Origin of the sequence: Humitalea rosea (assembly GCF_003253705.1) — a bacterium.
Classification (GTDB): Bacteria; Pseudomonadota; Alphaproteobacteria; order Acetobacterales; family Acetobacteraceae; genus Humitalea; species Humitalea rosea.
Window position 1 is genome coordinate 68998 of the sequence record NZ_QKYU01000005.1, and the last position, 25801, is coordinate 94798.

27 protein-coding genes, 1 other RNA gene and 1 riboswitch are annotated in these 25801 nt (G+C 71.2%); of the genes, 10 read left to right on the plus strand and 18 right to left on the minus strand.

Translation table 11 applies throughout. From position 1 onward, the window contains the following. Positions 1-3 precede the first annotated feature (3 nt). The gene (locus tag C8P66_RS05735; protein WP_111397198.1) at positions 4-663 is read left to right on the plus strand and encodes an exopolysaccharide biosynthesis protein; all 660 of its coding nucleotides are present in this window, start codon (positions 4-6) and stop codon (positions 661-663) included. Then, a riboswitch (cobalamin riboswitch) is annotated at positions 654-897 on the plus strand. (Overlaps the previous gene by 10 nt.) A 144-nt stretch (positions 898-1041) precedes the next feature. Continuing rightward, positions 1042-2991: a TonB-dependent receptor plug domain-containing protein gene (locus C8P66_RS05740; protein ID WP_111397199.1), complete on the plus strand. Its 1950-nt coding sequence runs from the start codon at positions 1042-1044 to the stop codon at positions 2989-2991. 70 nt (positions 2992-3061) lie between these two features. Here C8P66_RS05740 and C8P66_RS05745 read toward each other — a convergent pair whose 3' ends face one another. The 7 genes from C8P66_RS05745 to ffs all read right to left on the minus strand — a co-directional run bounded on the left by C8P66_RS05745 (position 3062) and on the right by ffs (position 9193). Beyond that, positions 3062-3895: an amidohydrolase family protein gene (locus tag C8P66_RS05745; RefSeq protein WP_111397200.1), complete on the minus strand. Its 834-nt coding sequence runs from the start codon at positions 3893-3895 to the stop codon at positions 3062-3064. Beyond that, entirely contained in the window at positions 3892-4899 is a 1008-nt protein-coding gene (locus C8P66_RS05750; protein WP_111397201.1) for a Bug family tripartite tricarboxylate transporter substrate binding protein, read from the minus strand. The genes C8P66_RS05745 and C8P66_RS05750 overlap by 4 nt, the downstream gene beginning before the upstream one ends. A gap of 77 nt (positions 4900-4976) precedes the next feature. Next, a complete protein-coding gene (locus C8P66_RS05755) occupies positions 4977-5423 on the minus strand; it encodes a GNAT family N-acetyltransferase (RefSeq protein WP_111397202.1) in 447 nt (148 codons plus the stop codon). Continuing rightward, positions 5423-6751, minus strand: a complete 1329-nt coding sequence (locus C8P66_RS05760; RefSeq protein WP_111397203.1) for an aspartate aminotransferase family protein — start codon at positions 6749-6751, stop codon at positions 5423-5425. Before C8P66_RS05760 ends, C8P66_RS05755 begins: the two co-directional genes overlap by 1 nt. A gap of 32 nt (positions 6752-6783) precedes the next feature. After that, positions 6784-7107: a YbaB/EbfC family nucleoid-associated protein gene (locus C8P66_RS05765; protein ID WP_111397204.1), complete on the minus strand. Its 324-nt coding sequence runs from the start codon at positions 7105-7107 to the stop codon at positions 6784-6786. A 14-nt stretch (positions 7108-7121) separates the two neighbouring features. After that, on the minus strand, positions 7122-9011 hold the full coding sequence (locus tag C8P66_RS05770) for a DNA polymerase III subunit gamma/tau (protein ID WP_245903253.1): 1890 nt from the start codon (positions 9009-9011) through the stop codon (positions 7122-7124). A 90-nt stretch (positions 9012-9101) separates the two neighbouring features. Next, an RNA gene (gene ffs, locus C8P66_RS05775) (signal recognition particle sRNA small type) lies at positions 9102-9193 on the minus strand. 166 nt (positions 9194-9359) lie between these two features. Between ffs and C8P66_RS05780 the strand changes: the two genes are divergently transcribed. Further along, on the plus strand, positions 9360-10316 hold the full coding sequence (locus C8P66_RS05780) for an acetyl-CoA carboxylase carboxyltransferase subunit alpha (RefSeq protein WP_111397206.1): 957 nt from the start codon (positions 9360-9362) through the stop codon (positions 10314-10316). Positions 10317-10387: 71 nt separating this feature from the next. Here the strand turns inward: C8P66_RS05780 and C8P66_RS05785 are convergent, their stop codons facing one another. Then, positions 10388-11176 (minus strand): sulfite exporter TauE/SafE family protein, encoded by a 789-nt coding sequence (locus tag C8P66_RS05785; RefSeq protein WP_111397207.1) that lies wholly within the window; start codon positions 11174-11176, stop codon positions 10388-10390. Positions 11177-11234: 58 nt separating this feature from the next. Beyond that, positions 11235-11573: an ArsR/SmtB family transcription factor gene (locus tag C8P66_RS05790; protein ID WP_111397208.1), complete on the minus strand. Its 339-nt coding sequence runs from the start codon at positions 11571-11573 to the stop codon at positions 11235-11237. Between the two features lie 134 nt (positions 11574-11707). Here C8P66_RS05790 and C8P66_RS05795 point away from each other — a divergent pair, with 134 nt between their 5' ends. The 3 genes from C8P66_RS05795 to C8P66_RS05805 all read left to right on the plus strand — a co-directional run bounded on the left by C8P66_RS05795 (position 11708) and on the right by C8P66_RS05805 (position 13641). Beyond that, positions 11708-12913 carry a c-type cytochrome gene (locus tag C8P66_RS05795; RefSeq protein WP_111397209.1) on the plus strand — a complete coding sequence of 402 codons (1206 nt, stop codon included), beginning with the start codon at positions 11708-11710 and terminating at the stop codon, positions 12911-12913. Positions 12914-12925: 12 nt separating this feature from the next. Continuing rightward, positions 12926-13378, plus strand: coding sequence for a thioredoxin TrxC (gene trxC / locus C8P66_RS05800; protein WP_146422730.1), 453 nt, complete (start codon positions 12926-12928; stop codon positions 13376-13378). A gap of 65 nt (positions 13379-13443) precedes the next feature. Then, positions 13444-13641, plus strand: a complete 198-nt coding sequence (locus tag C8P66_RS05805; RefSeq protein WP_111397211.1) for a YgaP family membrane protein — start codon at positions 13444-13446, stop codon at positions 13639-13641. Here the strand turns inward: C8P66_RS05805 and C8P66_RS05810 are convergent, their stop codons facing one another. From C8P66_RS05810 to C8P66_RS05820, 3 genes are read right to left on the minus strand one after another with little or no spacing between them, the layout of a single operon-like run. Then, the gene (locus C8P66_RS05810) at positions 13642-13851 is read right to left on the minus strand and encodes a hypothetical protein (RefSeq protein ID WP_111397212.1); all 210 of its coding nucleotides are present in this window, start codon (positions 13849-13851) and stop codon (positions 13642-13644) included. Beyond that, a complete protein-coding gene (locus C8P66_RS05815) occupies positions 13851-14603 on the minus strand; it encodes a COG4280 domain-containing protein (protein WP_111397213.1) in 753 nt (250 codons plus the stop codon). Before C8P66_RS05815 ends, C8P66_RS05810 begins: the two co-directional genes overlap by 1 nt. 15 nt (positions 14604-14618) lie before the next feature. Next, positions 14619-15446 (minus strand): MurR/RpiR family transcriptional regulator, encoded by an 828-nt coding sequence (locus tag C8P66_RS05820; protein WP_158537108.1) that lies wholly within the window; start codon positions 15444-15446, stop codon positions 14619-14621. Positions 15447-15565: 119 nt separating this feature from the next. Here C8P66_RS05820 and C8P66_RS05825 point away from each other — a divergent pair, with 119 nt between their 5' ends. The 4 genes from C8P66_RS05825 (at position 15566) to C8P66_RS05840 (ending at position 19758) form a co-directional block, all read left to right on the plus strand. Continuing rightward, a complete protein-coding gene (locus C8P66_RS05825; RefSeq protein ID WP_111397335.1) occupies positions 15566-16363 on the plus strand; it encodes a YdcF family protein in 798 nt (265 codons plus the stop codon). 128 nt (positions 16364-16491) lie between these two features. Further along, positions 16492-17829, plus strand: a complete 1338-nt coding sequence (locus C8P66_RS05830; protein WP_111397337.1) for an efflux RND transporter periplasmic adaptor subunit — start codon at positions 16492-16494, stop codon at positions 17827-17829. Then, positions 17826-19052, plus strand: coding sequence for an ABC transporter permease (locus C8P66_RS05835; RefSeq protein WP_111397215.1), 1227 nt, complete (start codon positions 17826-17828; stop codon positions 19050-19052). Before C8P66_RS05830 ends, C8P66_RS05835 begins: the two co-directional genes overlap by 4 nt. Further along, on the plus strand, positions 19045-19758 hold the full coding sequence (locus tag C8P66_RS05840) for an ABC transporter ATP-binding protein (RefSeq protein ID WP_111397216.1): 714 nt from the start codon (positions 19045-19047) through the stop codon (positions 19756-19758). Before C8P66_RS05835 ends, C8P66_RS05840 begins: the two co-directional genes overlap by 8 nt. Before the next feature lie 17 nt (positions 19759-19775). On the opposite strand, the gene C8P66_RS05845 is transcribed toward C8P66_RS05840, so the two are convergent. Genes C8P66_RS05845 through C8P66_RS05870 form a run of 6 tightly spaced genes read right to left on the minus strand, consistent with a single transcriptional unit; the run spans position 19776 to position 25784 of the window. Beyond that, complete coding sequence (locus C8P66_RS05845) at positions 19776-20648, minus strand: glycosyltransferase family 2 protein (RefSeq protein ID WP_111397217.1); 873 nt, start codon at positions 20646-20648, stop codon at positions 19776-19778. Then, entirely contained in the window at positions 20645-21508 is an 864-nt protein-coding gene (locus C8P66_RS05850) for a glycosyltransferase family 2 protein (protein WP_111397218.1), read from the minus strand. Before C8P66_RS05850 ends, C8P66_RS05845 begins: the two co-directional genes overlap by 4 nt. After that, the gene (locus C8P66_RS05855) at positions 21505-22617 is read right to left on the minus strand and encodes a glycosyltransferase (RefSeq protein ID WP_111397219.1); all 1113 of its coding nucleotides are present in this window, start codon (positions 22615-22617) and stop codon (positions 21505-21507) included. Before C8P66_RS05855 ends, C8P66_RS05850 begins: the two co-directional genes overlap by 4 nt. Then, positions 22614-23657: a glycosyltransferase family 4 protein gene (locus C8P66_RS05860; protein ID WP_111397220.1), complete on the minus strand. Its 1044-nt coding sequence runs from the start codon at positions 23655-23657 to the stop codon at positions 22614-22616. The genes C8P66_RS05855 and C8P66_RS05860 overlap by 4 nt, the downstream gene beginning before the upstream one ends. Then, positions 23654-25192 (minus strand): flippase, encoded by a 1539-nt coding sequence (locus C8P66_RS05865; protein WP_158537109.1) that lies wholly within the window; start codon positions 25190-25192, stop codon positions 23654-23656. The genes C8P66_RS05860 and C8P66_RS05865 overlap by 4 nt, the downstream gene beginning before the upstream one ends. 4 nt (positions 25193-25196) lie before the next feature. Beyond that, a complete protein-coding gene (locus C8P66_RS05870; RefSeq protein ID WP_245903255.1) occupies positions 25197-25784 on the minus strand; it encodes a sugar transferase in 588 nt (195 codons plus the stop codon). Between the last annotated feature and the right edge of the window lie 17 nt (positions 25785-25801).

Below are 25801 nucleotides of genomic sequence, written 5' to 3' on the forward strand. Positions count from 1 at the left end.
CGTATGAAGGACACGCCCCCTGGCGCGCTGCTGCCACTCCCCGGCGCCGACCCGGCGACCGGCAGCCATCACGCGGCCCCGCTCAGCCGGATCCTGGAGGAGGTGCTGGCCGCCTTCCCCGATGAGCGCATCAGCCTCGGCGATCTGGCGGCCTTCTTCGGGGACCGCGCCTTCGGGCTGCTGATCCTGCTGCTCTGCCTGCCGTCGCTGCTGCCCGGCATGGCCAGCGTCTTCGGCACGCCGATGCTGATCCTGGGCGCGCAGATGGGGCTCGGGCTGCGGGTGCCGAAATTCCCCGCCTTCTGCGCGCGCCAGACCATCCGGCGCAGCGACCTGCTGCGGCTGTCCACCAGATCCTCCAAATGGCTGCATCGGATCGAACGCTTCGTGCGGCCCTCCGAGGGCTGGTTCACCTCGCCCCTCGGGGACCGCCTGGTGGGCTGGCTCACCGTCTATGTCGCGGTGATGCTGATCCTGCCCGGGCCCTTCACCAATGGCCCGCCGGCCGCGGGCGCCATCATCATGTCGCTCGGCGTGGTCAGCACCGACAACCGCGCGATCGGCCTCGGCGTGCTGCTCTCGGCGCTCGGCTGTCTTTTCGCCACCGGGGTGCTGATTTTCATCGGCTGGGCGGGCATCAAGGCCTTGGGTTGGCTATTCTGATCGGTTACGGTCCGCCGCATGCGACGGTGGCCCGCAAGGGCTGAAACGGGAATGCGGAAGGGTCGCGGGCAACCGCGGCTGAGACCGCGGCAGCCCCCGCTACTGTAGGCGGCGTAAGCCGGCCCCGAATGCCATTGCTGCCCCTGCGGGCCGCGAGAAGGCGGGGTCTGCGGCGGGGGAACATCTCCCCGCCATGCCGCGAGCCAGGAGACCGGCCGGCGCAGAGACGTCTTACGCGTATCGGGCGGGGTGCACCGGTGCAACGGACCATGGCGGGCATCCTTCGGGCGCCCGTTTCCGTGTGAGCACGACGCCAGCCGCCCTCTGGCCCCACACGGCCCGCGGGCATGTCGTTGACCGTTTGCTCGGGGACTACCGATGCGACGCCTACTCCTGCTTGCCACCACCCTGAGTCCGGCCACCGCCCTGATGCCGGCCACCGCCTGGAGCCAGACCCCCCTTCTCCTGCCCGATACCGTCGTCACCGCGACGCGGGTGCCGACGCCGGCCGAACGCGTGCCGGCCGCCATCACCATCATCTCTCGCGAAACCATCCAGGAACGCGGCTACCAGACCCTGGCCGAGGCGCTCCGCTCGGTGCCGGGGTTCACCATGATCCAGGCCGGCGGCATCGGCCAGCAGGCCAGCGGCTTCGTCCGTGGCGCCAACAGCAACCAGGTGACGGTGCTGCTGGATGGGGTGGTGATCAACGATCCCTCCACCCCCGCCGGCGCCTTCAACTTCGGCAATGACCTGTTGGGCGACATCGAGCGGATCGAGGTCCTGCGCGGCCCGGCCTCGGCGCTCTACGGCAGTTCGGCGATCGGCGGCGTGGTGAACATGATCACGCGCCGCGCCCCGGCGGACAAAGCCTTCCAGGGTTTTGGCGAGCTGGCCGGCGGCACGCAGGACACCGCGCGCGGCACCATCGGCGGTGCGGGCACCATCGGGATCTGGGACTACATGGCCGCCATCCAGGGGCTGACCACCCGCGGCAGCAATGCCGTCGCCCCGCGCTTCCCCAACCGCACCAGCGAGCGCGACGGTTTCCAGGGTGCGGCCGGCACCGCCCGGCTCGGGGTCACCCCCATCGAGGGCCTGCGGCTGGAAGGGCTGCTGCGCTGGCGGGAAAACCACCTCGACCTCGACAGCGTGCCCTATGACGACCCCAACTACACCGGCAATGACCGCCGCTGGTATGGCCAGCTTCGCGGCAGCGCCGTGCTGCTGGATGGCGCCTGGACCACGGGGCTGCGCGTGGCGCAGACCGAGGACCGCCGCAGCTACCACAACCTCATGGACGCCGGCAGCACGGCCACGACGGACGACCTCTTCCGCGGCAGCCGCACCACCTATGAATGGACCAATACGGTTCGCCTGCCGGATGCGGGGATCGTCACCGATCCCGCGCTCTCCTTCGGGCTGACCCATGCGCGGGAGGCGGTGGACCAGAACAGCGGCAGCCCCGCCTTCCGCACCACCACCCATGCGACCGAGACCAGCGACGCCGCCCAGGCCGCGCTGCAATTCCGCGTGCTGGAGCGGCTGGACATCGCCGCCGGGCTGCGGCGGGACGCGTACGAGGGCTTTGACGAGGCCACCACCTGGCGCCTCGGCGGCGTCTTCGCGATCCCCGAGGCCGCGACCCGGCTGCGGGCGGCGGCGGGATCGGGGTTCAAGGCGCCGGCGCTCTACGAACGCTTCGGGCGCATCGGCACCTATTTTCGGGGCAACCCCGACCTGCGGCCCGAATATTCCGAATCCTGGGAGATCGGCAGCGAGACCGACCTGCCCGTGTTCGGGCGGCCGGACGGGCTGACCCTGGGCGTCACCTATTTCGACACGAAGTCGCGCGACCTGATCAACTACGACACCACCTACTCCACTTTGGTCAATGTGGATCGGGCGCGGATCAAGGGGATCGAATGGACGGCGACGGCGCGGATCAGCCCGGAGATCGAGCTGACCGGCGCCTGGACCATCACCGACGCCCGCAACGCCCGCACCGGGGAGCGGCTGCTGCGCCGGCCGGAGAACCAGTGGAGCCTCTCGGCCCGGCTGGTGCCGGTGCCGAAGGTCGTGGTCTCGCCGGAAGTGCTGGTGGTCGGGCGGACGCAGGATTCGACCTATGACGACAGCGGCAACTTCGTGGGCGCCGCCGAGAACAAGGCGGGGACGGTGGTGAATGTGACCGCGACCTATGCCTGGACCGAGGCGATCACCTTCTTCACCGAAGGCCGCAACCTCGGCAACAGCCGCTACGAGCCGGCCAATGGCTTCGTGGTGCCGGGGCGCAGCCTGCTGGTGGGAACGCGCTTCGTGTTCTGAAGGGTGTGCGAGAGGGCTTGCCCTCTCGCGCTCTCCCACCAGGAAACTGGGAGTTTCCTGGACCTTCCGTTCAGAATCCGTAGAGGCGGGCAGGGTTCTCCGACAGGATTTTCCGGTGGATTTCGGCGTCGGGCGTCCAGTCCAGGAACAGGTCGAGCAAATGCCCCGCATCGGGGATCGGACCGTCGGGGCGCGGATGCGGCCAGTCGGTGCCCCAGACCAGCACATCCGGGTTGGCCGCGACCAGCGCGTCGTGGAACGGCCGCGCCTCCGGGAAATCCGGGGGCGTCGCCCAGAGGCGATAGGTTCCCGACAGCTTGGCCCAGAGCTTGCCCTCGCCGACCCCACGCCGCAGCGCCTCGAACCCCGGGTTGGTCACGCCATGGCTGTGATGCATGCGGCCCATGTGGTCCACCACCACCGGCACCGGCAGCGCCATCAGCCGCGGCAGCAGCGCCGGCAGGTCGCGCGCATCGATCCACAACTGCAGATGCCAGCCCAATTCGGCCATCACCGGCATCAGCGGCTCGATCTCCGCAAGCCGCACCCCGCCGTGATAGGCCGCCTGGCCATCGCGGCGGTATTCATTGGCGCGCAGGCCCCGCACGCCCGCGGCATGCATGGCGCGCAGGCTGGCCGGCGTCGCCTCCGCCCCCACCACCGCGACGCCGCGCAACCGGTCGGGCGCGCGGGTCAGCGCATCCAGGGTCGCGCGATTGTCGCGGTCATAGGCGGAAGGCTGCACGATGACGCCGCGATCCAGCCCCAGCCGGTCCAGCAAGCCCAGATAGGCCTCGAGCGGCGCGTCCTCCGGCGTGTAGGACCGGGGCTCGGCATAGGGGAAGACCGCCGCTGGCCCGAAGATATGGCAGTGGCAGTCGCATGACCCGGCGGGGAGGTTCATTCCGGCTTCAGCCCGGCGAGTTCGGCGGCGCGCCGCGCGCGGCCGAGTTCCTCTCGCAGGAAGGTCGCGAAGCCGTCGGGCGTGGTGTCGGGGCCGGTGACGACGACGCCGCCGCTCTCATCCACCCGCGTCTTCAGCAGATCGTCGGTCAGCGCCGCGGCGAAGGCGGAGGCGAGCCTGGCCTCGACATCCGCCGGGATGCCGGCGGGTGCCAGCAGGCCGACATAGCTCGCGGCGAGGAAGTTCGGCACGCCCGCCTCGGCGAAGGTCGGCACGTCGGGCAGCTGCGAGGCGCGGGTGTTGGCGGCCACCGCCAGGATCTTCGCCTTGCCGTCGCGGTGCAGCGACAGCACCGAGGACAGCTCGACCATCGCCGCCGGGACATTGCCCGCGATCAGATCGGGCACCAGCGCGCCGCCGGAGCGGTAGGGGATGTGGTTGGTCTGGATGCCGGCGGCGACGTTGAACAGCTCCAGCGTCAGATGCGCCGCACTGCCGGCCCCCGGCGTGCCGACGCCCATGCCGCCCGGGTCGGCTTTGGCGCGGGCGAGGAACTCGGCCATGGTCTGCGGCTGGGTCAGGGGCGGGCGCGCCGGGCCGACGACCAGCACATGGGTCGCGCGATTGGCGATGCCGATCGGGCGGAAGGCGGTCAGCGGGTCATAGGCGAGGTTCGCCTGGAGCAGCACATTGACCGTCAGCGGCCCGTTCGACCCGATCAAAAGGGTATAGCCATCCGGTGCCGCACGGGCGACGACCTCGGCCCCCACGCTGCCGCCGGCGCCGGCGCGGTTGTCCACCACCATGGTCTGGCCCAGGCGTTCGCCCATGCGCTGGCACAGGATGCGGGCCACCAGATCGGCGTTGCCGCCGGGGGCGAAGGGGACCACCACGCGGATGGTTCGGTCGGGGTAGCCTGCGGCCTGGGCGCTGCGGGGCAGGGTGGCCAGCGGCAAGGCGGCCAGCGACAGCCCGGCCAAAGCCTGACGGCGAGACATGGTCATGAGCGTTTCTCCTTCGCGCCTCTGGCAGACGCATCGGTCCTCGCTACACCGCCGCCCCCCCAAAAGCCAAGAGGGGCTTATATGTTCTGTCGGTATACGAGGAAGCCCGAACGCCAGGCCAGCTGGTCATAAAGCCGCATCGCCGCGTGGTTGGTCTCATGCACCTGCCAATAGACGCGATCCGCTCCCACGGCGCGGGCCGCGTCGTTGACCGCCTCGATCAGACCACGCGCGATGCCCTGCCGTCTTGCGGCCTCGGCGATGAACAGATTCTCAAGATAGCAGATCGGGCCGAGCATCGTCGTGCTGCGATGGAACAAATAGTGCACGAGGCCGAGCAGCCCGTCCTCGCCCTCGGCCACCAGCGCGTGCAGCGGCTCGCGCGGGTCGAAGAAGCGCTGCCAGGTGGTGTCGATGACCGCGGCCTCCAGGCGGCGGTCATAGATGCGGTTGTAGCCGTCCCACAGCACCGACCAACCCGCCAGATCGCCCTGCGCGACCGGGCGGATGGTCGGCGCGGGCATCAGTGGATCGCCGCGATCGCTTCGCGCAGCGTCTCGACGATGCGGTCCACATGCGACGGCTCGACGATCAGCGGCGGCGACATCGCGATGATGTCCCCGGTCGCGCGCACCAGCACGCCCTTGTCGAAGCAGCGGCGGAACACCTCCGTCCCGCGCGCGCCGGCGGCCCCGGGGCGCGAGGTCAGCTCGATGCCGCCGATCAGCCCGAAGTCGCGCACATCCGCGACGCCCGGCGCATCGGCCAGCGAATGCATCGCATCCTGCCAATAGGGCTCGATCTTCCGCGCGCGGCCGTTCAGGTCTTCGGAGCGGTGCAGCTCCAAGGTGGCGATCGCCGCCGCCGAGGCCAGCGGATGGCCGGAATAGGTATAGCCGTGGAACAGCTCGATCCCGTCCGGCGAGCCATTCACGATCGCATCGTAAATGTCATTGCTGGTCGCCACCGCGCCCATCGGTACCGCGGCATTGGTCAGCCCCTTGGCCATGGTCATGATGTCCGGCGTCACGTCGAAGCGCTCGGCGGCGAAGCTGGTGCCGAGGCGGCCGAAGCCCGTGATCACCTCGTCATAGATCAGCAGGATGCCATGCGCGGTGCAGATCTCGCGCAGCCGCTGCAGATAGCCATGCGGCGGCACCAGCACCCCGGTCGATCCGGCGACCGGCTCGATCATGACGGCGGCGATGGTCTCGGCGCCATGCAGCGCCACGATGCTTTCCAGCGCCTCGGCCAGATGCGCGCCATGGCGCGGCTGGCCGCGGGAGAAGCGGTTCTGCTCCGGCAGATGGGTATGCGGCAGATGGTCGGTATAGGGCAGCATCGCGCCGAACTGCTTGCGGTTGGGGCCGATGCCGCCGACCGACATGCCGCCGAAGCCGACGCCGTGATAGCCGCGCTCCCGCCCGATCAGCCGCACGCGCTGGGACTGGCCCCGCGCGCGGTGGTAGGCGAGCGCGATCTTCAGCGCGGTATCCGCGCTCTCGCTGCCGCTGTTGGTGAAGAACACCCGGTCCATCCCCGGCGGCGTCAGCTCCGCGACGCGGGAGGCCGCCTCGAAGGCCAGCGGATGACCGAGGTTGAAGGTCGGCGCGAAATCCAGCACCTCGGCCTGGCGCTGGATCGCCTCCACGATCTCCCGCCGCCCATGCCCCGCATTGCTGCACCAGAGCCCGGCGGTCGCGTCCAGCACTTCCCGGTTGTCCGGGGTGTAGTAGGACATGCCGCTGGCGCGGGCGAGCAGGCGCGGGTTCGCCTTGAAATACCGGTTGTCCGAATAGGGCATCCAGAGGGATTCGAGGTCGTTCGGGCGGGAGACGCGGATGTCATCCATGAGGCAGGGGCCTTGCTTGGGTTGGTTCAGGCTTAGAACGGCAGCTTCATCCCGGCGGGCAGGTTCAGCCCGGCGGTCGCCGCCTGCATCTCCTGGGCCATCGCGGCCTCGACCTTCTGCTTCGCATCGGCATGGGCGGCGAGGAGCAAATCCTCCAGCACTTCCCGGTCGTCCGCGGTCATCAGGCTGGGGTCGATGGTGACGCGCCGGAGGTCGGACTTGCCCGAGAGCGCGACCTTGACCATGCCGCCGCCGGACTGGCCTTCCACGACCATCAGCTCCAGCCTGGCCTGCATCTCGGCCATCTTGCCCTGCATCTCCTGGGCCTGCTTCATCATGTTCGCGAGGTTCTTCATCGGTCGCGTGCTCCTTATTCGTCGGTGACGGGTGCGTCTTCATCCCAGGCGCCGGAGGCGTCGGGCGGCGCGAAATCGGGCATTTCGGCCATCTCGGCCTCCCTCTCCGCCTGGGCCTCGGCCAGCAGGCCATAGGCGTCCAGCCGCTCGTCCCGCACCGGGCCGAGGGTGGCATTGGGGAAGATCGCGAGGATGGCCCGGACCAGCGGGTGTTCGCGCGCCGACTGGTGCTGGTCGGCGGCCAGCGATTTTTCCTGCTCCAGCAGGGTCGGCTCCCCCTCGGCATTGGAGAGGGTGATGGTCCAGCGCTTGCCGGTGGTTTCCAGCAGCATGGCCGAAAGCTGGGCGGCGAGGTCGCGCGGCGCCTCGGGGCGCGGCCGCAGCTCGATGCGGCCTTGGGCAAAAGCGACCAGATGCACCGATTGCACCAGCTTTGAATGCAGCACCGGCAGCCGGCCGGAGGCCAGCGCCACCACATCGCGGAACCCGCGCGGGGCGGCGAGGCTCGGGGCGGCATCGGGTGCCGGCGCCGGTTCGGAGATGGCCAAGGCAGCGCCACCGCCCGCGATGGCGCGCAAACCGCCGCCGCCACCGCCGCCACTGGGTGCCGCCGGGGCCCGGGCCGCGACCGCGCCGCCCTGTTCGAGGCGCTTCAGCACCTCGCCCGGCGGCGGCAAGGCGGCGGCATAGGCGAGGCGGATGAGGATCATCTCCGCCGTCGCCCGCCGGTCCACCGCATCGGTGAATTCGCCCAAGCCCTTGAGCAGCATCTGCCACAGCCGGGTCAGCGCCGGGATGTCGAGTTGGGCCGCCAGCGCCGCGCCCCGGGTGCGTTCGGCCTCGGGCAGCGAGGGGTCGGCGGCCAGCCCCGGCACCGCGACCAGCCGGGTCAGGGTATGGGTGAGGTCGGCGAGGTCGGCCAGCACCACCGCCGGATCGGCGCCGCGTTCATGCGCGGCTCCCAGCACCTCCAGCGCCCGGGCGATATCGGCCGCGACCAGCGCCTCCATCATGTCGAAGACCAGGTCCCGCCCCGCGAGGCCCAGCATGTCCCGCACCGTGGCCGTCGCGACCGCATGCGCGGAATCGGCCAGCGCGATCGCCTGGTCCAGCAGCGACAGCCCGTCGCGCACGCTGCCATCGGCGGCGCGGGCGATCATCGCCAGTGCCTCCGGCTCCAGGGTCACGCCTTCCTTGGCGGCGATGGACGAAAAATGCTCCGACAGCAGCGCCTGCGGCACCCGGCGGAGGTGGAAGGTCTGGCAGCGCGACAGGATGGTCGCCGGCACCTTCCGCAATTCGGTGGTGGCGAAGAGGAAGACGACCGCCGGCGGCGGTTCCTCCAGCGTCTTCAGCAGCGCGTTGAACGCGGCCGAGGACAGCATGTGGACCTCGTCGAGGATATAGACCTTGAACCGCGCCCGGCTGGGGCGGAAGCGGACCTGTTCGCGGATCTCGCGGACATCCTCGACGCCATTGTTGCTGGCGGCGTCCAGCTCGATCACATCCGGGTGGCGGTCCAGCAGAATGTCGCGGCATTCGGGGCAGACGCCGCAGGGATCGACCGTCGGCCCACCCTTGCCGTCCGGCCCGACGCAGTTGAGCGCGCGGGCGACGATGCGGGCGGTGGTGGTCTTGCCGACGCCGCGTACCCCGGTCAGCAGATAGGCATGGGCGACCCGGTCCTGCGCGAAGGCATTGCGCAGGGTGCGGACCAGCGCCTCCTGCCCGATCAGATCGCCAAACGTCTGCGGCCGGTATTTCCGGGCGAGCACGCGATAGGGGGTGGGGGCGACGGCGGCCACCGGGGCAGGGGCCGGGGGCGCTTCGCCAAACAGGCCGGGACCTTCGGAGGGCGGGGGCTCGGGCAGTGCCTCTTCCGGCACCGCGCTCGATCCGAACATGTCCGACGGCATGGCGGCTTGGGGCATCCTGGATCAGGGCCACGCGACGCGCGGCGGCGGTCAGGGCCGCGCGAGCGGCAGGGGAAAGGTGGAAGACCGGCAAATGACCCGGGCGGAACTCGTTGTGGCTGCTTCCTTCCGGACCTGACCAGGTTGGCGAGGCGCCCGTCCACCGCCGGCCTTCCGAGGGGGTATATCGCGCGCCGGCGCTCCGGCGGCAAGGCCGCTCAGCCCCGCAAGGCTGGCCCTTGCCGCCCGGTTGCGCTACGCGGGGCGGCTCAGGGTCCCCTCGGCCCGCCCCTGTTCCGGCGCTGTCGCGCGCCGACGCACCCCTCTGTAGGACCCGCGATGCGCCATTTCCTCGAATTCGAGAAGCCGATCGCCGAACTGGAAGAGAAGATCGACGAACTGCGCCGGGCGACCGACGTGGACGGGCTCGACCTCGCGGATGAAGTCGGCCGGTTGCAGGAGAAGGTCGAGAAGCTGCTCGCCGGCACCTATGCCAAGCTGACGCCCTGGCAGAAGGCCCAGGTCGCCCGCCACCCCGACCGCCCCAAGGCGCTGGCCACCATCCAGGCGCTGATCCAGGACTTCACCCCTTTGGCCGGGGACCGCGCCTTCGCCGACGACCATGCCATCGTGGGCGGGCTCGGCCGCTTCCGTGGCCGCGCCGTGATGGTGCTGGGCACCGAGAAGGGCACCGACACCGAAAGCCGCGTGGAGCGCAATTTCGGCATGGCGCGGCCGGAAGGCTACCGCAAGGCGCGGCGGCTGATGGAGCTGGCCGGGCGGTTCAACCTGCCTATCCTCTCCTTTGTCGATACCGCCGGCGCCTTCCCCGGCATCGATGCCGAGGCCCGTGGCCAGGCCGAGGCCATCGCGCGCGCGATCGAGGCCGGGCTCGAAGCCCCCGTCCCCTTCGTCGCCACCATCATCGGTGAGGGCGGTTCGGGCGGCGCCATCGCGCTGGCCGCCGCCGACCGGGTGCTGATGCTGGAGCACGCGATCTATTCGGTGATCTCGCCCGAGGGCTGCGCCTCCATCCTCTGGCGCGATGCCGCCATGGCGCCGACCGCGGCCGAGGCGCTGCGCCTGACCGCCGAGGACCTCAAGCGCCTGCAACTGATCGATGCGGTGGTGGCCGAGCCGCTGGGCGGCGCGCATCGCGACCCCGCCGCGGCGCTGGTCGCGGTGGGCCATGCGGTCTGGGCGGCGCTGACGCCGCTGCTGGACCAGGATGGGGCGACGCTGAAGGCGAAGCGGCGCGAGAAGTTTTTGGAGATGGGGCGCAACGCGATCGTGTGACGGGGGGGGGAGGGCTTCTCCCCCGATCCTTTTTCCCGGCAGCGGCCCGTCCTTTTTCCAGGCAGCGCCTGTCAGCCGATCACGCCAAAGCTCCGCGCCAGCATGTAGCCCGCGACCACGACGATCAGCCCGGCAAACACCCGGGTCAGCGCCCCGCGCCGCACCGACAGGGCGCGGCCGGCGCGGGCGCCGAGGGTGCTGCCGAGCACGCCGCCGCCGACGAAGACCGCCGCCAGCGGCCAATCGACCAGCCCCGCTGCCGCATAGGTGCCGGCGGTGGTGACGCCGAAGGCGGTGACCGCGACCAGCGAGGTGCCGATCGCCTGCAGCATCGGCATGCCGGTCGCGAAGACCAGCCCCGGCACGATCAGGAAGCCGCCGCCGATCCCGAAGAAGCCCGACATCGCGCCCACCGCGAAGCCGGTGCCGACCACGGCCGGCGCGTTCTGCCGGTTCAGCCGCACCACCGTCGTCGCGCCGCTGTCCCGCCGCGCCAGCATCAGCCCCGCGACCACGATCATCAGCACCGCGAAGGCCGCGAGCAGCGATTTGCCATCCACGCTGCGCCCCAGCGCCGAGCCGCCGAAGGCGCCCACCACCCCGGCCGTGGCGAAGGCGCCGGCGCAGGGCCAGCGCACATTGCCCCGCCGCGCATGGCCGATGACGCTGGCCGCCGCATTGGCCGCGACCGCGACCGCGCTGGTGCCGATCGCGACATGCGCGCTGGGCACGCCCACCAGATAGACCAGCAGCGGCACCGCCAGGATCGAGCCGCCGCCGCCGACCAGCCCGAGGGTGAAGCCGACCAGCGAGCCGGAGGCGGCGCCGAGCAGCGTCTGAAGGAGGGTGAGATCGGTCATGGCGCGCTTACGCCGCCTGCGTCGGAACGGGGGTCATGGGGTGTCCTTGGGTCTCGGATCAGGCCTCGGGCGGGCAGAACAGCTCGCGCAGCACTTCGAGCAGCCGCGCCGCCTTGGGATCGGCCAAGCGGTAGAACACGGTTTGGGAGACCTTGCGGGTCGCCACCAGCCCGTCTTCGCGCAGCAGGGCCAGATGCTGGGACAGGGCGGGCTGCGAGAGGCCGAGCATGGTGCTGAGGACGCCCACGCTCAATTCGCCCTCGCCGGCGAGATGGCACAGCAACAGCAGCCGCCGCTCGTTCGCGAGCAGGCGCAGCATGCGCGCCGCCTCGCTTGCGCTCGCCTCCAGCTGCTGCTGCAGCCGGTCCTGTGGGGGCGCCATGGTCGCCGCCGTCATGGGAGCATCCCTACATAATTTTGTGCTTAATAAGAAGGCACTTATATACTGTTCAAGGCCGTGGTGTAGGGTTTAAGTCATGGCGCGGCTGGACGGCGCAGGCGTGACCGGCAGCTCAACGAGAGGGAACTCCCATGTCCACACCCACCCCTGTCGTCTTCGTCGCCGGAGTCTTCGTCCTCGGCTTCGTCGCGCTGTTCGTGAAGCATCCGGAACCGCCGCCACCCGGCGCCTCCGCCACGCAGAGCCGCGCGACGCCAGCGCCCGCACCGGCCCCCGCGCCGACCGCCGCGGCCCCCGCTGCTCCGGCTGTCGCGCTCCCCGCCGCCCCTGTCGCGCGCCCCGCCGCGCCTGTCGCGGCAGCGGCAGCGGCCCCGGCCCCGGCCCCGGCGCCGGCCCCAGCGCCGGCCGCGGCAGCACACGCCCCCGCCGCCGCCTGGGATGTGCCCGACGTCGATGCGCTGCCCGATGATCCCTTCGGCCGCACCGTCCGCCGTGGCCGCGACCTGATCGTCCGCACCTCCTCGCTGATCGGCCCCGATGCGACGGATCCGGCGATGCGTCTTTCCGGCAATGGGCTGGATTGCCAGGCCTGCCACCTCCAGGCGGGCACCCAGCAATACGGCATCCCGCTGGCCGGGGTCTGGGGCATCTTCCCGCAATACATCGGGCGGGAGAACGAGGTCCGCACGCTGGAGGAACGCGTGAACGGCTGCATGGAGCGCAGCATGAACGGCCGCGCTTTGCCGGTCGAAGGGCCGGAGATGAAGTCCATCCTCACCTATATCCGCTACATCAGCGGCCCCGCGCAGCGCGTCGGCCAGTCGCTGCCCGGCCGCGCCACGCCCGACCTGCCGCTGCCCGAGCGCGCCGCCGACCCCGAGCACGGCCGCCAGGTCTTCGCCGAGACCTGCGTCGTCTGCCATGGCGAGGACGGCCAGGGCCAGAGGCTGGAGGCGGCCGATGCCACGGAGACCGGCCGCCGCTACCGTTTCCCCCCGCTCTGGGGGCCGGACAGCTACAATGACGGCGCCGGCATGGCCCGCGTCATCACCGCCGCGCGCTTCGTGCATGCCAATATGCCGCTCGGCACCACCTTCCAGGCGCCGGTGGTCTCCCCCGCCGATGCCTATGACGTGATGGCCTTCGTCAACGCCCAGCCGCGCCCGCACAAGGAGGGGCTGGAGGCCGACTACCCCAACCGCACCAACAAGCCGGTGGATGCCGCCTACCCGCCCTTCGTCGGCCCCTTCCCGGCGGAGCAGCACCGCTTCGGCCCGTGGCAGCCGATCCAGGACTGGCTGCGCGCCAACCCCGCCGCCGCCCGCGCCACCCCCTGACGAGACGTGACCATGACCGCCAGCCCCCAGATCGCCCCCCAGATCGTGTGCCCGCACTGCGACGCCATCAACCGCGTCCCCGCCGTCCGCCTCGCCGAGGGGCCGCGCTGCGGCGCCTGCCACAAGCCGCTGTTCGAACGCGCCCCGCTGGCGCTCTCCGAGGCGCGGTTCCGCCGCCACCTGCAACACAGCGGCATCCCGCTGCTGGTGGATTTCTGGGCCTCCTGGTGCGGCCCCTGCCGCAGCATGGCCCCGGAATTCGCGGCGGCGGCGAAGGGCCTCGAACCGCGGATGCGGCTGATCAAGGTCTCGACCGAGGAGGCGCCGAACCTCGCCGCCGAGCTTGGGATCTCCAGCATCCCGCTGCTCGCGCTGTTCTCGGGCGGGCGGGAGGTCGCGCGCCAGGCCGGCGCGATGCCGGCCAGCCGCATCGCCGCCTGGGCCACGGCGGCGGCCGCGGCTTGAGGCACATCAAGGGTTTTGGGCAGGGCGGGGCGCAGCCTCGCCGAACGCAACAGGAGCTAAGGACCATGACCACCAATGTCGGAACCATCGACCGCGGGCTGCGGATCGCGGGCGGGCTGCTGCTGCTGGCGCTCGGCTATTTCGGGCCGATCGGCTGGTGGGGGCTGATCGGGCTGGTGCCGCTGGCGACCGGGCTGATGGGCTCCTGCCCGGTCTACAGCCTGCTCGGCATCGACACCTGCCCGGTGACCCGGTCGCGCTGATCAGCCCCGCCGGCTCGCATGCCGGCGGATATTGCCGAGCAGGATCGCGGCGCAGCCGGCGAGCAGCGCAGCACCCAGCACCGGCATCGACACGGCCGGGGCCACACGATGCGTGGCGCCGACCGCGCCGCACCACAGCACCAGCGCCAGGGCCAGCGCGCCGTCATCGACGAAGAGCCCGATGATCTCGTGGAGTATGGCGCGGAGCATCACCCGGCCTCCGCGACCGGGGCCGGGCGCGCGGCCAGCCGCACCCCCAGCAGCGCCGTCAGGAACATCGCCAGCGCGATGACGGGCAAGGCGAGATCCTGCCCCGGCCAGTCGATCCCCAAGCCCTCGCCAGTCCAGAAGATGCCGAAGGCGGAGAGGATCACCCCCACCACGAATTTCAGCGTGTTCTCCGGCACCCGCGACAGCGGCCGGTGCAGCATGAGCGCGGCGAGGGCGACCAGAACCGCCGCCGCCAGCGCCCCCAGCGCCGCGGGCAGCACCAGCGCGGGGCTGCCCGCGGCCACGGCCAGCACCAGGAAGGCGACCTCCACCCCCTCCAGCAGCACGCCCTTGAAGGCGGTGACGGTGGCGATCGGCTCCACCCCCCAGCGTTCGGTGGCACGCGCCAGCCTCAGATTGGCGGTCTCGCTGCGGAAGATCGCCTCCTCGTCATGCAGCGGGATGCGGCCGGCGCCGCGCAGGATCGCCTTGCGCAGCCAGCGCATCCCGAACAGCAGCAGCAGCATCCCGACGCCGAGTTGCAGCGCCTGTTCCGGCATCCGCGCCAGCGCCGGGCCGAGGGCGGCGACCAGCACCACCAGCGCCACCAGCGCCAGCCCCGTGCCGACCAGCGCCGAGCGCCAGCCGCGCACGGTGCCGACCGCGAGCACGATGGTCGCGGCCTCCACGCATTCCACCGCCGAGGCGAGGAAGGCCGCCGAAACGGTGGGGAAGAGTTCGATCCAGGTCATGTCTTGGGGGCTCCTTCACCCGACATCGTGGCGCGTGCCGGCGATGGCGGCGCGCAGGTCGTTCAACCGGTCCAGGCTCGCCACCGCGCGCGGCCCGTCCAGGGCCGCGAGGCCGAGCACGATCGCCTCCAGCGCCACCAAGGTCGCGCCATGCAGCGCCACGCGGCGGTTGCGGCCGCGCCGGGCGGGGACCACGACATCGGCGTGGCGCGCGAGCGCGTGGTCCAGGCTGTCGGTGACCAGCACGATGGGCAAAGCGAGGCGCCGGGCCTCGGCGAACAAGGCGGAAACCTCACGGTAGGCGCGGCCATAGGCCAGCACCAGCACGCCATCGCCCGGCCCGAGGTCCAGCATCTGGTCCGCCAGCGCGGTCCCGCTGGCATCCAGCGCCCGCGCCGGGCGGCCCGTGCGGCCGAGCAGGGTCGCGACATAGCCCGCCAGCGCCGCCGAGGGCCCGATCCCGAAGACCAGGATGCGGCGCAACGGATGCAGGGCCGCGACGGCAGCGAAAAGGGTGGCGCGGGCCTCGGCGCCGGCGAGGGCCTCCACCGCCTCCCGCTGGGTATCGATGGCGAGATCGACGGCGCGGGCGGCGCTGGCGCTGGTTTCGGCCAGGGTCTGGCGCATCGCCTCGGCGGGCGTGCCGGAGAGGCTCTCGGCCAGATGCCGTTTCAGATCCGGCAGCCCGGCATAGCCCATGGCCTGCACCGCGCGGACCACGGTCGCATCCGAGGTGCCGATGCGCCGCGCCAGTTCGGCGGCCGAAAGCGCCAGGGCCAGCGGTGGGTTTTCGGCGATGAAGCGGGCGACGCGCCGTGCGGCGGGGGCGAGGGTGGCGGACATGGACGCAGCATATGCTACGGATTTTTGGAGGATGGTAGTGAAATCCTCTTCATCCCGGAGCGTGCCCGGCGGCGCGCATCCTGCTAAGGCTGCGCCCATCCTTGCAGCCGGATTCCAGCGTGACCTCGATCAGCTACATCCTGTCCAAAGTCATCTGGTTCCCCTTCCGCCCCGGCACGCTGGCGCTGATCCTGGCCTGCATCGGGCTGGCCGCACTCTGGCGCGGGCGACGCTGGGGGCGGTGGCCGGTGCTGGCGGGGCTCGGCTTCTTCGTGATGGTGCTGGCGACGCCGGTCAGCCAATGGATGCTGATCCCGCTGGAGGAACGCTTCTCCCGCCCCGCCACCCCGCCGGCCGAGGTCGCGGGCATCATCGTGCTCGGCGGCGCGGTCGATCAGAACCTGACCGAGGCGCGCGGCATCCCCGCGTTGAACGGCGCGGCGGAGCGGATGACGGAGGGGGTGATCCTCGCCCGCCGCTACCCGAATGCGAAGATCGTCTTCACCGGCGGCCAGGGCTCGCTGGTCCATGGCGGGCTGACCGAGGCGAGTGTGGCCGAGGAGCTGTGGTCCGCCATGGGGCTGGAGAACAGCCGCGTGATCTATGAGAACGAGGCCCGCAACACCCACGACAATGCCGTGATGTCCTTCGCGCTGGCACAGCCGAAGCCGGGCGAGACCTGGCTGCTGGTGACCTCGGCGAGCCATATGCCGCGCTCGGTCGGCGTGTTCCGCGCGGCGGGCTGGCCGGTGGTGCCCTGGCCGGTGAACTACCGCACCGGGCGCAACCTCGCCTCGCTGTATGACGCGCCCTTTCCGGAGCGGATCGGGCAGTTCGAGACGGGGCTGCGCGAGTGGGTGGGGCTGGTCGCGTATTGGCTGATGGGGCGGACGGAGACGGTGTTTCCCGGGCCGTGACGGGGGGCTGACACGCCCTTTGTGACGGAGGCGGGGAAGGCGACGCCCTCCCGCCTCCGGGTTTTGACCTTCCTCAAGGTAGACACCGGGCAGCATCGCTAGGCCTCATGTTCCAGCACGAGGTGCAGATGCCAGCAACCGAGCCACCCCCGACCGAGCCGACCCCGACCCTGGCGCGCACCGCGCTGGCCGAAACCGCGGCACCGCGCCTGCCGATCGCGGTCGGGCCCGCGCGGCTGGTCGCGGCGCCGGGCTGGCCGCGGCGCCTGTGGGGCGCCAAATGGCGGGTGCTGGCGCTGCTGCTGCTGCTGGCCGCCGCGGGCTATGGCGCATCGCGCCAACTGCTCGGCCCGGTGGTGGCGGTGGAGGCGGTGCGGCGCGGCAATCTGGTGCAGAGCGTCGTCGCCTCCGGCCGTGTCGAGACACCGCATCGGGTGAATATCGGCGCCCAGGTCACCGGCACCGTCGCCGCCATTCCCGTGCGCCAGGGCCAGCAGGTGGAGGCGGGCGCCCTGCTGGTGGTGCTGGAGGACAGCGAGACCCGTGCCGGCGTCGAACAGGCCCAGGGCAGCCTTGAACAGGCCGAGGCGCGGCTGCGCCAGATGACCGAGCTGACCCTGCCGGTCGCCCAGGAAAACCTGCGCCAGGCCGAGGCCAATCTGCTGAACGCCCAGCAACAGTTCCGCCGCGCCGAAAGCCTGCGTGGCGGCGGCTTCGAGACCCAGGTCCAGGTCGATGCCGTACGGAAAACCCTGGATGTCGCCGAGGCGCAGCTACGTTCCGCGCGGCTGCAGGTCGCGAGCAGCAGCCCCGGCGGCACTGATTTCGTGGTCGCCGAAACCGCGCAGCGCCAGGCGCGGGCGGCGCTGCAATCGGCCCGGTCGCGGTCCGACTATACCCGTATCCGCGCCCCCGTCGCCGGCACGCTGATCGGGCGCGATGTCGAGCCGGGCTGGGTGGTGCAGCCGAACCAGGTGCTGATGGTCCTGGCGCCAAGGGGCGAGACCCAGGTCATCGTGCAGATCGACGAACGCAACCTCGGCCTGGTCACGGTCGGGCAGCAGGCCATGGCCTCGGCCGATGCCTATCCGACGGAGCGCTTTGTCGCCGAGCTGACCTACCTCAACCCCGGCGTCGATGCGCAGCGTGCCTCGGTCGAGGCCAAGCTGCGCGTGCCCGCGCCGCCCGCCTATCTGCGCGAGGATATGACGGTGTCGGTGGATATCGCGGTGGCGGAGCGGGCCGCGACACTGGTGCTGCCGGTCTCCGCCGTGCATGGCGCGGCGACCGCCGAGCCCTGGGTGCTGCGCGTCGAGGAAGGGCATGCGCGGCGCCGCCCCATCCGCATCGGCCTGCGCGGGGCGCAGCAGGTCGAGGTGCTGGAGGGCCTCGCCGAAGGCGACCGCGTGTTGCCGGCCGCCGCCACGGTCGGTGACGGTGGCCGGCTGCGGGTGCCGCGGGAATGAACCGCTGGCTGCCCTTCGAATGGATCGCCGGCATCAGGTTCCTGCGCGATGGCTGGACGCAGACCTTGTTCGTCCTGGCCGGGGTTTCGGTCGGCGTCGCGGTCATCGTCTTCATGTCGGCGCTGCTGGCGGGGTTGCAGACCAATTTCCTGCGCCGCGTGCTCAGCGCCCAGGCGCATATCGTGATGCTGCCGCCGGATGAGGTCGCGCGGCCCTTGCGGGCGGCGCTGGGGGTGATCCCGGATGCGGTCGTGCAGCGGCCGGCGCAGCGGCTGCGCTCCATCGACCAGTGGCAGACGGTCCTGACGCAGATGACCGCCATGCCGCAGATCGCGGTGGCGACCGAGGTCGCGAGCGGCGCCGGGCTTGCGGTACGCGGCGAGGCGAGCCGCTCGATCACCCTGACCGGTGTGCAGCCGGAGGCGTATTTCCGCATCGTCGACCTGCCGGCCAGCATGGTGACCGGCCAGCTGCGGCTGAACAGCGAGGATATCGTGATCGGCACCGATCTCGCGACCGACCTCGGGGTCACGGCGGGGGACAAGCTGCGCGTCACCTCGGGGGCGGGGCACGAAGCCACGTTGACGGTGGCGGGGCTGTTCGACCTCGGCAATCGGGGGGTGAACGAGCGCACCACCTTCGTCGCCCTGCGCACCGCGCAGAGCCTGCTGGGGCTGACCGGCGGCGTCACCAGCCTGCAGCTGACGGTGCGCGACCCCTATGCGGCCGAGGTGATCGCCCAGGCGATCAACGGCATGACCGGGGTGCGCGCCGACAGCTGGATCCGCACCAATTTGCAGTTCTTCACCGCGGTCAGCGCGCAGCAGACCACCAATACCGTGATCCGCTTGTCGGTCGGGCTGTCGGTGGCGCTCGGGATGGCCAGCGTGCTGGTGGTCTCGGTGGTGCAGCGGTCGCGTGAGATCGGGATTCTGCGCGCCATGGGGGCAAGGCGCGGGCAGATCCTGCGCGTCTTCCTGATCCAGGGCGGCGTGCTCGGGCTGGCCGGATCGCTCATCGGCTCGGTGCTGGCGCTGGGCGGGCTGCTGCTGTTCCACGCCAGCGCGCGGCAGGCGGATGGCACCGAGCTGTTTCCGCTGGTGATCGATCCGCAGCTTTTTGTCCTGGCGGCGGTGGTCGCGGCGCTGACCGGGGTGCTGGCCGCCATGGCCCCGGCGATGCGCGCCTCCCGGCTGGACCCGGTCGAGGCGATCCGTGGCTGACGCCGACGTCCTGCGGCTGGAGGGGGTGCGGAAAAGCTTCAACCTCGGCCTGCCGACCGAGGTCGAGGTGCTGCATGGCATCGACCTGTCGCTGCGGCGCGGGGAATTCGTCGCGCTGATCGGCCCCTCCGGTTCGGGCAAGAGCACCTTGCTGAACCTGATCGGGCTGCTGGACCGGCCGACCGCCGGCGCGCTGGAGTTGGAAGGCCATGACACGCGGGTGCTGGATGATGCGGCGCTGACCCGGCTGCGCGGGCACAGCATCGGCTTCATCTTCCAGCACCATCACCTGATCGGCGCCTTCACCGCGGCCGAGAACGTGCTGATGCCGCAGTTGCTGGACCGCGGCCACCCGGATGCGGCGATGCGGCGGAGCGCCGAGACGCTGCTCGACCGCGTCGGGCTGCTGCCCTGGCGGGATGCGCGGGTCGGCAACCTCTCGGGCGGGCAGCAGCAGCGGGTGGCGATCGCCCGCGCGCTGGCGATGGCGCCGGCGCTGGTGCTGGCGGATGAGCCGACCGGGAACCTCGACACCAAATCCGCCGATGGCGTCTTCGATGTGTTGCGGGAGATGAACCGGGTGAACCGCACCACCTTCCTCATCGTCACGCATGACCCGCGGCTGGCGCAGCGTTGCGACCGGATCGTGGAGGTGGTGGATGGGAATGTGGTGTCGGATGCGGCGGTGGTTCGGGACGGACGGTGACGTGCGGAAACCGTCCGCTACAGCTCCAAAATCCGCCCCGGCGATGCCCGCCCCGTCACCAGTTCCCAGACCCCCAGCATGTTCCCCCGGAACCGCCCCCAGCGGTCCACATGCGCCTCCGGCCGCGCCGAGCGCAGCAGGTTGATCAGGCAATGCCGCCCCGCCGAAGGCAGCGCGTGGCTCCAGGGAAAGCTGCCTTTGCGCGCCAGATAGACCGGGTTCACCACCTGGCTGTAGCCGAGCTTCAGCCCCGGCGTCCGCCCGATCTTCACCCCCAGATGCACCCCTCGGGCGCCGGCCAGCCGCAGGATCGCGCCATGCGCGCCGAGACGGCGGGAGACGTCGATATCCTCGTACCAGGCATAGGCGGGCAGGGCCTCGTCCACGCGGATGCCATGCGCGCGCATCGGCGCCATCCGGAACGCCATGTTGCAGCCATAGCCGTTGAAATGCGGGACGGCATCGGCGATCCCGCCGTCGTAGCTGTCGGCGGCCAGGATCGCGCGGCCCTCGGCCAGGCTCAGCCCCGGGCCCTTGGCGCCATCGGCCAGCACGGTGCCGGTCAGCACCACGGCATCGGGGCGGGCCAGCGCCACCGCCTCGACCGCCGCCAGGAAGGCGGGTGCGGCCAGGAAGTCGTCGTCGAGGAACAGCACCAGATCGCAGTCTTCCGCCGCATCCAGGATGGCGTTGCGCTGGCGCGGCAGCCCGGCGGGGGCGGTCAGGAACAGCACCTCGGGGTGACGCGCGGGCAGGTCGGCCACATCCTCCGGCCCGACATGGCAGACCAGGATGCGGTCCGGCGGGCGGGTCTGCTGTGCAAGCTCCGCGAGCACCTCGGCCAGGATGCCGGGGCGGCCGCGGGTGGCGATGCCGAGGGCGATCCTCATGCCGGCTCCAGCGGCGGCAGCGGCGCGCGGTCGGGGCGTGCCATCAACCCGCGCAGCCGCCCGCACAGGGTCGCGGCGTAATACTCCCGTTCCAGCCCCCGCCCGTGCAGCGCGCTCAGCACCATGCCGCCGGCCGGGCGGATCACGAAATTCGCCCAGGTGCGGAGCCCCGCATGGCGCCGCAGCGCCAGCCCGAAGCCCGCGCCGTACAGCCCCGCCCGCTGCACCGCGACCGGGGTGAGGCGCTTGTCCGGGTGCTCGATCCGCAGGCTCGGGTCATAGGCGGCGCGATGCCCGGCCTCGATCGCGCGCGCGACCAGGTCATTGCCCTCGCAGGAGCCGAAGGGCGTGCCCGGCCCCATGCGTTCGTCGAAGCCGCCGAGCGCCATCGCCACCTCCCGCCGCAGGAACAGGTTGAACTCGATGACGCTGGTCCAGACAGTGCCGAGGTCGATCGCACCCCCCTCCGCGCGCCAGCGGCCGGAGCCCAAGCCCCCCTCGGGCGAGGCCGCCGGGCCGGACAGGATCGCGAGGTCGGGCGCGGCCGCGAACCCCGCCGCCACCCGGTCCAGCACATAGGGCAGATAGAGGCAGTCATCATCCGGGAAGCCCACCACATCGCCGCGCGCGTGGCGCAGCCCGAGGTTGCGGGCATGGCAGGCATTGGCGACATCCGAGCGCAGCCAACGCAGCATCAGCCGCGCGGTATGCCGCGCCATGATCGGCCCCAGCCGGTCATCGCCGTTCTGATCGACGACGATCACCTCCAGATCCGAACGCCCCTGCGCCCGCAGCGTGTCGAACAGCGCCGATAGTTCCTCGGTGCGGCCGCGCGTCGCGACGATCAGCGAGAGGCTCATGACCGCGCCGCCAGATCGAGCATGGCGGAGCGGAAGGCCTGCTGGCTGAAGCGCATCGCATTGGCGCGGCAGGCCTCGGGGGTGATGGTCGCTTCCACGGCATCGAACTCGGCCAGTGCGGCGATCACCGAGTCGGCGCTCTGTTCGGAAAACAGCAGCCCGGTCGGCGCCTCGGCCGGGGGGGGGATGACAATGTCCCTGGCCCCACCACGATGAAAGGCGATCATCGGCGTGCCGCAGGCCTGGGCCTCGACCATGGCGATGCCGAAATCCTCCTCGGCGGCATGGATGCAGGCGCGGGCGCCCTGGGTCAGGCGCACAAGCTCGGGCTGGTCCACGCGGCCACGGAATTCGATGTTCGGCGCGGCACCTGCCGCCGCCCGCACCGCCGCCATGTTCGGCCCGTCGCCGACGATGACGAGGCGCCGATCGGGCATCGCGGCAAAGGCCTCGGCCACCACCTCGACGCGCTTGTACGGCACCATGCGGGAGGCGACGAGGAAGTAGTCCTCCTTCTCCCGCCGCAGCGCAAAACCCTCCACATCCACCGGCGGATGGATCACCACCGAGGACCGGCGCCACACTTTTTGGATGCGCGCGGCGATATAGGCGGAGTTCGCGACCAGCACATCGACACCGGCGGCCGAGGAGCGGTCCCAATGCCGCATCTTGTGCAGCAGCCAGCGCGTATAGGCGCCCTTCAGCCCCGTCTCCAACCCGGCCTCGCGCAGATACTGCGGCTGCAGATCCCAGGCGTAGCGCATCGGCGAATGGATATAGGAGATGTGCACCTGCCCCGGCCCGGTCAGCACGCCCTTGGCGACGGCATGGGAGGAGGAGACGACAAGATCATAGCCCGACATGTCGAGCTGCTCGATCGCCAGCGGCATCAGCCCGAGATACCAGCGGAAGCGCTTTTTCGCGAAGGGCAACCGCTGGATGAAGGTCGTCTTCGGTGTTTTGCCGGCGAGGAAATGGCGTTCGGCCTCGGGCAGGAAATCGCAGACGGCGAAGACATCGGCCTGAGGCCAGCACCGGATCAACTGCTCCACCACGCGCTCGGAACCCGCGTAGCTGTCGAGCCATTCATGGATGATGGCGACCTTCATGCCGGCACATCCTCGATCAGCCGCAACAGGCAATTCGCGGCCCGCGCCCAGGTGAAGCGCGGCACGATGGCGTGGCCGCGCGCGACGCAGGCCTCGGCGAGGCCCTCCTCGTCGATCAGCCGGGCGAGCGCCTGGGGCAGGCTCTCGGGCTCGGCCGGGTCGAACCACAGCGCGGCATCGCCGCAGACCTCGGGCACCGCGCCGGCGCGGGAGGCGACCACGGGGCAGCCGCAGACCATCGCCTCCAGCGGCGGCAGGCCAAACCCCTCGTAGCGCGAGGGGAAGACGAGGCAGAGCGCGTTCTCGTACAGCGCCCGCAACTCGGCATCGGTGACGCGGCCGAGCGCCACCGCCCCCGGCCCACCCGTCGCCGGGCGGAACACCGAGGGATCGGCCGCGCCCGCCGCGGCGAGCGACATGCCGCGCGTGGCCAGCATCTCCGCCGCACCGGACAGCGCGGCGAGATTCTTGTGCGCGGCCCTGGTGCCGACGGCGAGCGCATAGCGCCCGCGCTGCAAGCCGTGCCGCTCCAGCACCCCCTGGTCCGGCCGCATGCGCAAAATATGCTCGCCGCCCTCGGGCATCACCGCGATGCGCGCGGGGTCGATGTTAAGCCGCGTCGCGATCCGCCCGCGCGAAAACTGCGACACGGTCACGAGCCGTGCCCCACGCCGCGCCAGCCCCGCATGCATCAGCCGGTACCAGGCGCGAAAGGCGAGGGAATAGGAGTCCGGGGTATCGAAGACGCCGGCATCATGGATCACCACCGCCTGCCTGCGCCCGACCAGCAGCGGGGCGGCATTGCCGAGGTTCAGCAGCACCTGGCCGCGCACATGGCGGGGCAGGTCGAACTGCTCCCAGGCATTGCCGGTGAGGGTGCCGACGACCTCGGTCGCGAAGGGCGCGACCACGACCCCAGGGGGCACGACGACCCGCAGCGGGGTCAGCGCCGCCAGCGCCGAGGTGACCTCGGTCGCGAAGCGCTGCACGCCGGTCAGCCCCTGGGAGAGGAAGCGGCCATTGACGATCAGCCCGCTCACAAACGGAGACTCCGGCGTGGGTGGAGAATGGCCTGGACCAGCCCCTGGCGTTCCTCGGCGACCAGCGCCCGCCAGCCGAAGCCGCCAAATCCCGCCATCGCCGCCAGCCCGAAACCGATGGCCAGCCCGACCGAAGGCACCGCCGCCGCCGCCGCGAGGCCAAGCCCGCCCGCCGCCAGCGCCGGCATCACCGTCCGCACTGCGATCAGCGCCGGCGGGTAGAGCCAGCCCGCGATGACCAGCCGCCCGAAGCAATCCAGCGCCGAGCGCAGCGCCCAGACGATGGCCGCGCCCTCAATGCCGAACCAGTAGAGCGAAAGGGCCGAAAGCGGCAGGAACACCACCGCCTGCCCGACCGAGAACCCGGCCGTCACATCCGGCCGCCCGATCGCATCGATCAGGCTGGAGGGCGCGAAGGCGACGCAACTGAACAGGATGCCGACGCCGAGGATGCGCAGCACCGAGGCCCCGCCATCCGCGAAGCCCGCGCCCAGCCACAGCGACAGCAGCGTATGCGCGAAGGCGACGATCAGCAGGCAGGCCGGCAGCACGATGGTGCCGATCAGCAGCGCGCCACGCCGCAGCAGCGCCGCCGTCTCCACCGGCAGGGTCCGAAAGCTGGAGGCCAGCGCCGGCAACAACGCCTGCGCCACCGCGACCGGCAGGATCCAGAAGCGCAGCACGAGGTCGAGCGGCGTCGCGTAATAGGCGACGGCGGCCAGGGTCAGCATCGCGCCGACCAGAAAGCGGTCGGCGTAGAGCAGCAGCTGCATCAGCGCCGAGGAGAAGGTCATCCACCCGCCGATCCGCAGCAGCGGCAGCACCGGGGCCAGGCGGATGCCGGTCAGGCGCAGCCCCGGCACCAGCGGCTTCACCAGCACGAGGTAGGAGAGCGTGTTCGCAAGCCTGCAGGCGACCAGCGCCAGCATCACCGCGACCAGGGAATCCCAGGCCATCAGCGCCAGCACCGGGCCGAGGTAGTAGAAGACGCCGACCGGGATGGTGACGAGGTTCGCCGCCCGGAATTTCTGATGCGCGGCCAGAACGCCCCAGAGGGCTGCATTCACCACCACCAGCGGGGCCGCCAACACCAGCACGCGCATGGCGTCGATCGCCTCGGCCTGCAGGCTCGGCGGCACGTTCAGCACGCGCCCGACCAGCACCGGCAACCCGAACCAGACGACGATCGCGCCGAAGACGCTGAGCCCGCCGAGCGTCAGGATGGCGGCGCCCACAAGCTGGGCCTCGCCTTCCGTCTTGCCATTGCCGATGCGTTCGGAGAGGGCCCGCGTCAGCGCCGGGCCAACGCCCAGATCCAGGATGCCGAAGACCCCGACCAGGGCCAGGGCGAGGGTGAACAGCCCCCACCGCTCCACGCCCAACTGGGCGACCAGAACCGGCGTCAGGGCAAGGGCGAGAACCAAGGGCAGGCCGCGGCCGAGCGCGTTCCAGGCGACGCCTGAAACCAAACGGCCCGCACTGGTGCGGGCCGTCTTGTCGTCGGGTACGCGGGGCGTCTCCGCGTGGGATGCCATGGGGTCAGTAGGCGCCGCGCCGGAGCAGCACGGCCGCCGGGGTCTTGAGCAGCAGACGGATGTCCTCGACCAGCGAGGGCTGCATGACATAGGCCACATCCAGCGCCACGCGCCGGTCATAGGAAGTCTCGCTGCGGCCGCTGACCTGCCAGGGGCCGGTGATGCCGGGGCGGACCATCTGATAGTGCTCGGAGGCCGCGCCATAATAGGCGGCGAGTTCGGAGGCCTGCACCGGGCGCGGCCCGACCAGGCTCATGTCGCCACGCAGCACGTTGATCAGCTGCGGCAGCTCGTCGAGGCTGGAGGCACGCAGGAACCGGCCGATGCGGGTCACGCGCGGGTCGGACTTCAGCTTGCGCGAGGCCTCCCATTCCGCGCGGGCGGCGGGGTCGTTCGCCAGCACTTCATTGAGGCGCGCCTCGGCATCGGGGACCATGCTGCGGAACTTCAGGCAGCCGAAGTAGCGACCGCCACGGCCGACGCGCTTATGGGCGAACATCGCCGCGCCGCCATCCAGCCGCACCAGCAGGGCGAGGACCAGGAAGGGCAGGGCGAGGGCCAGCAGCATCAGGCTGGCGCCAATGATGTCCATGCCGCGCTTGGCGACGG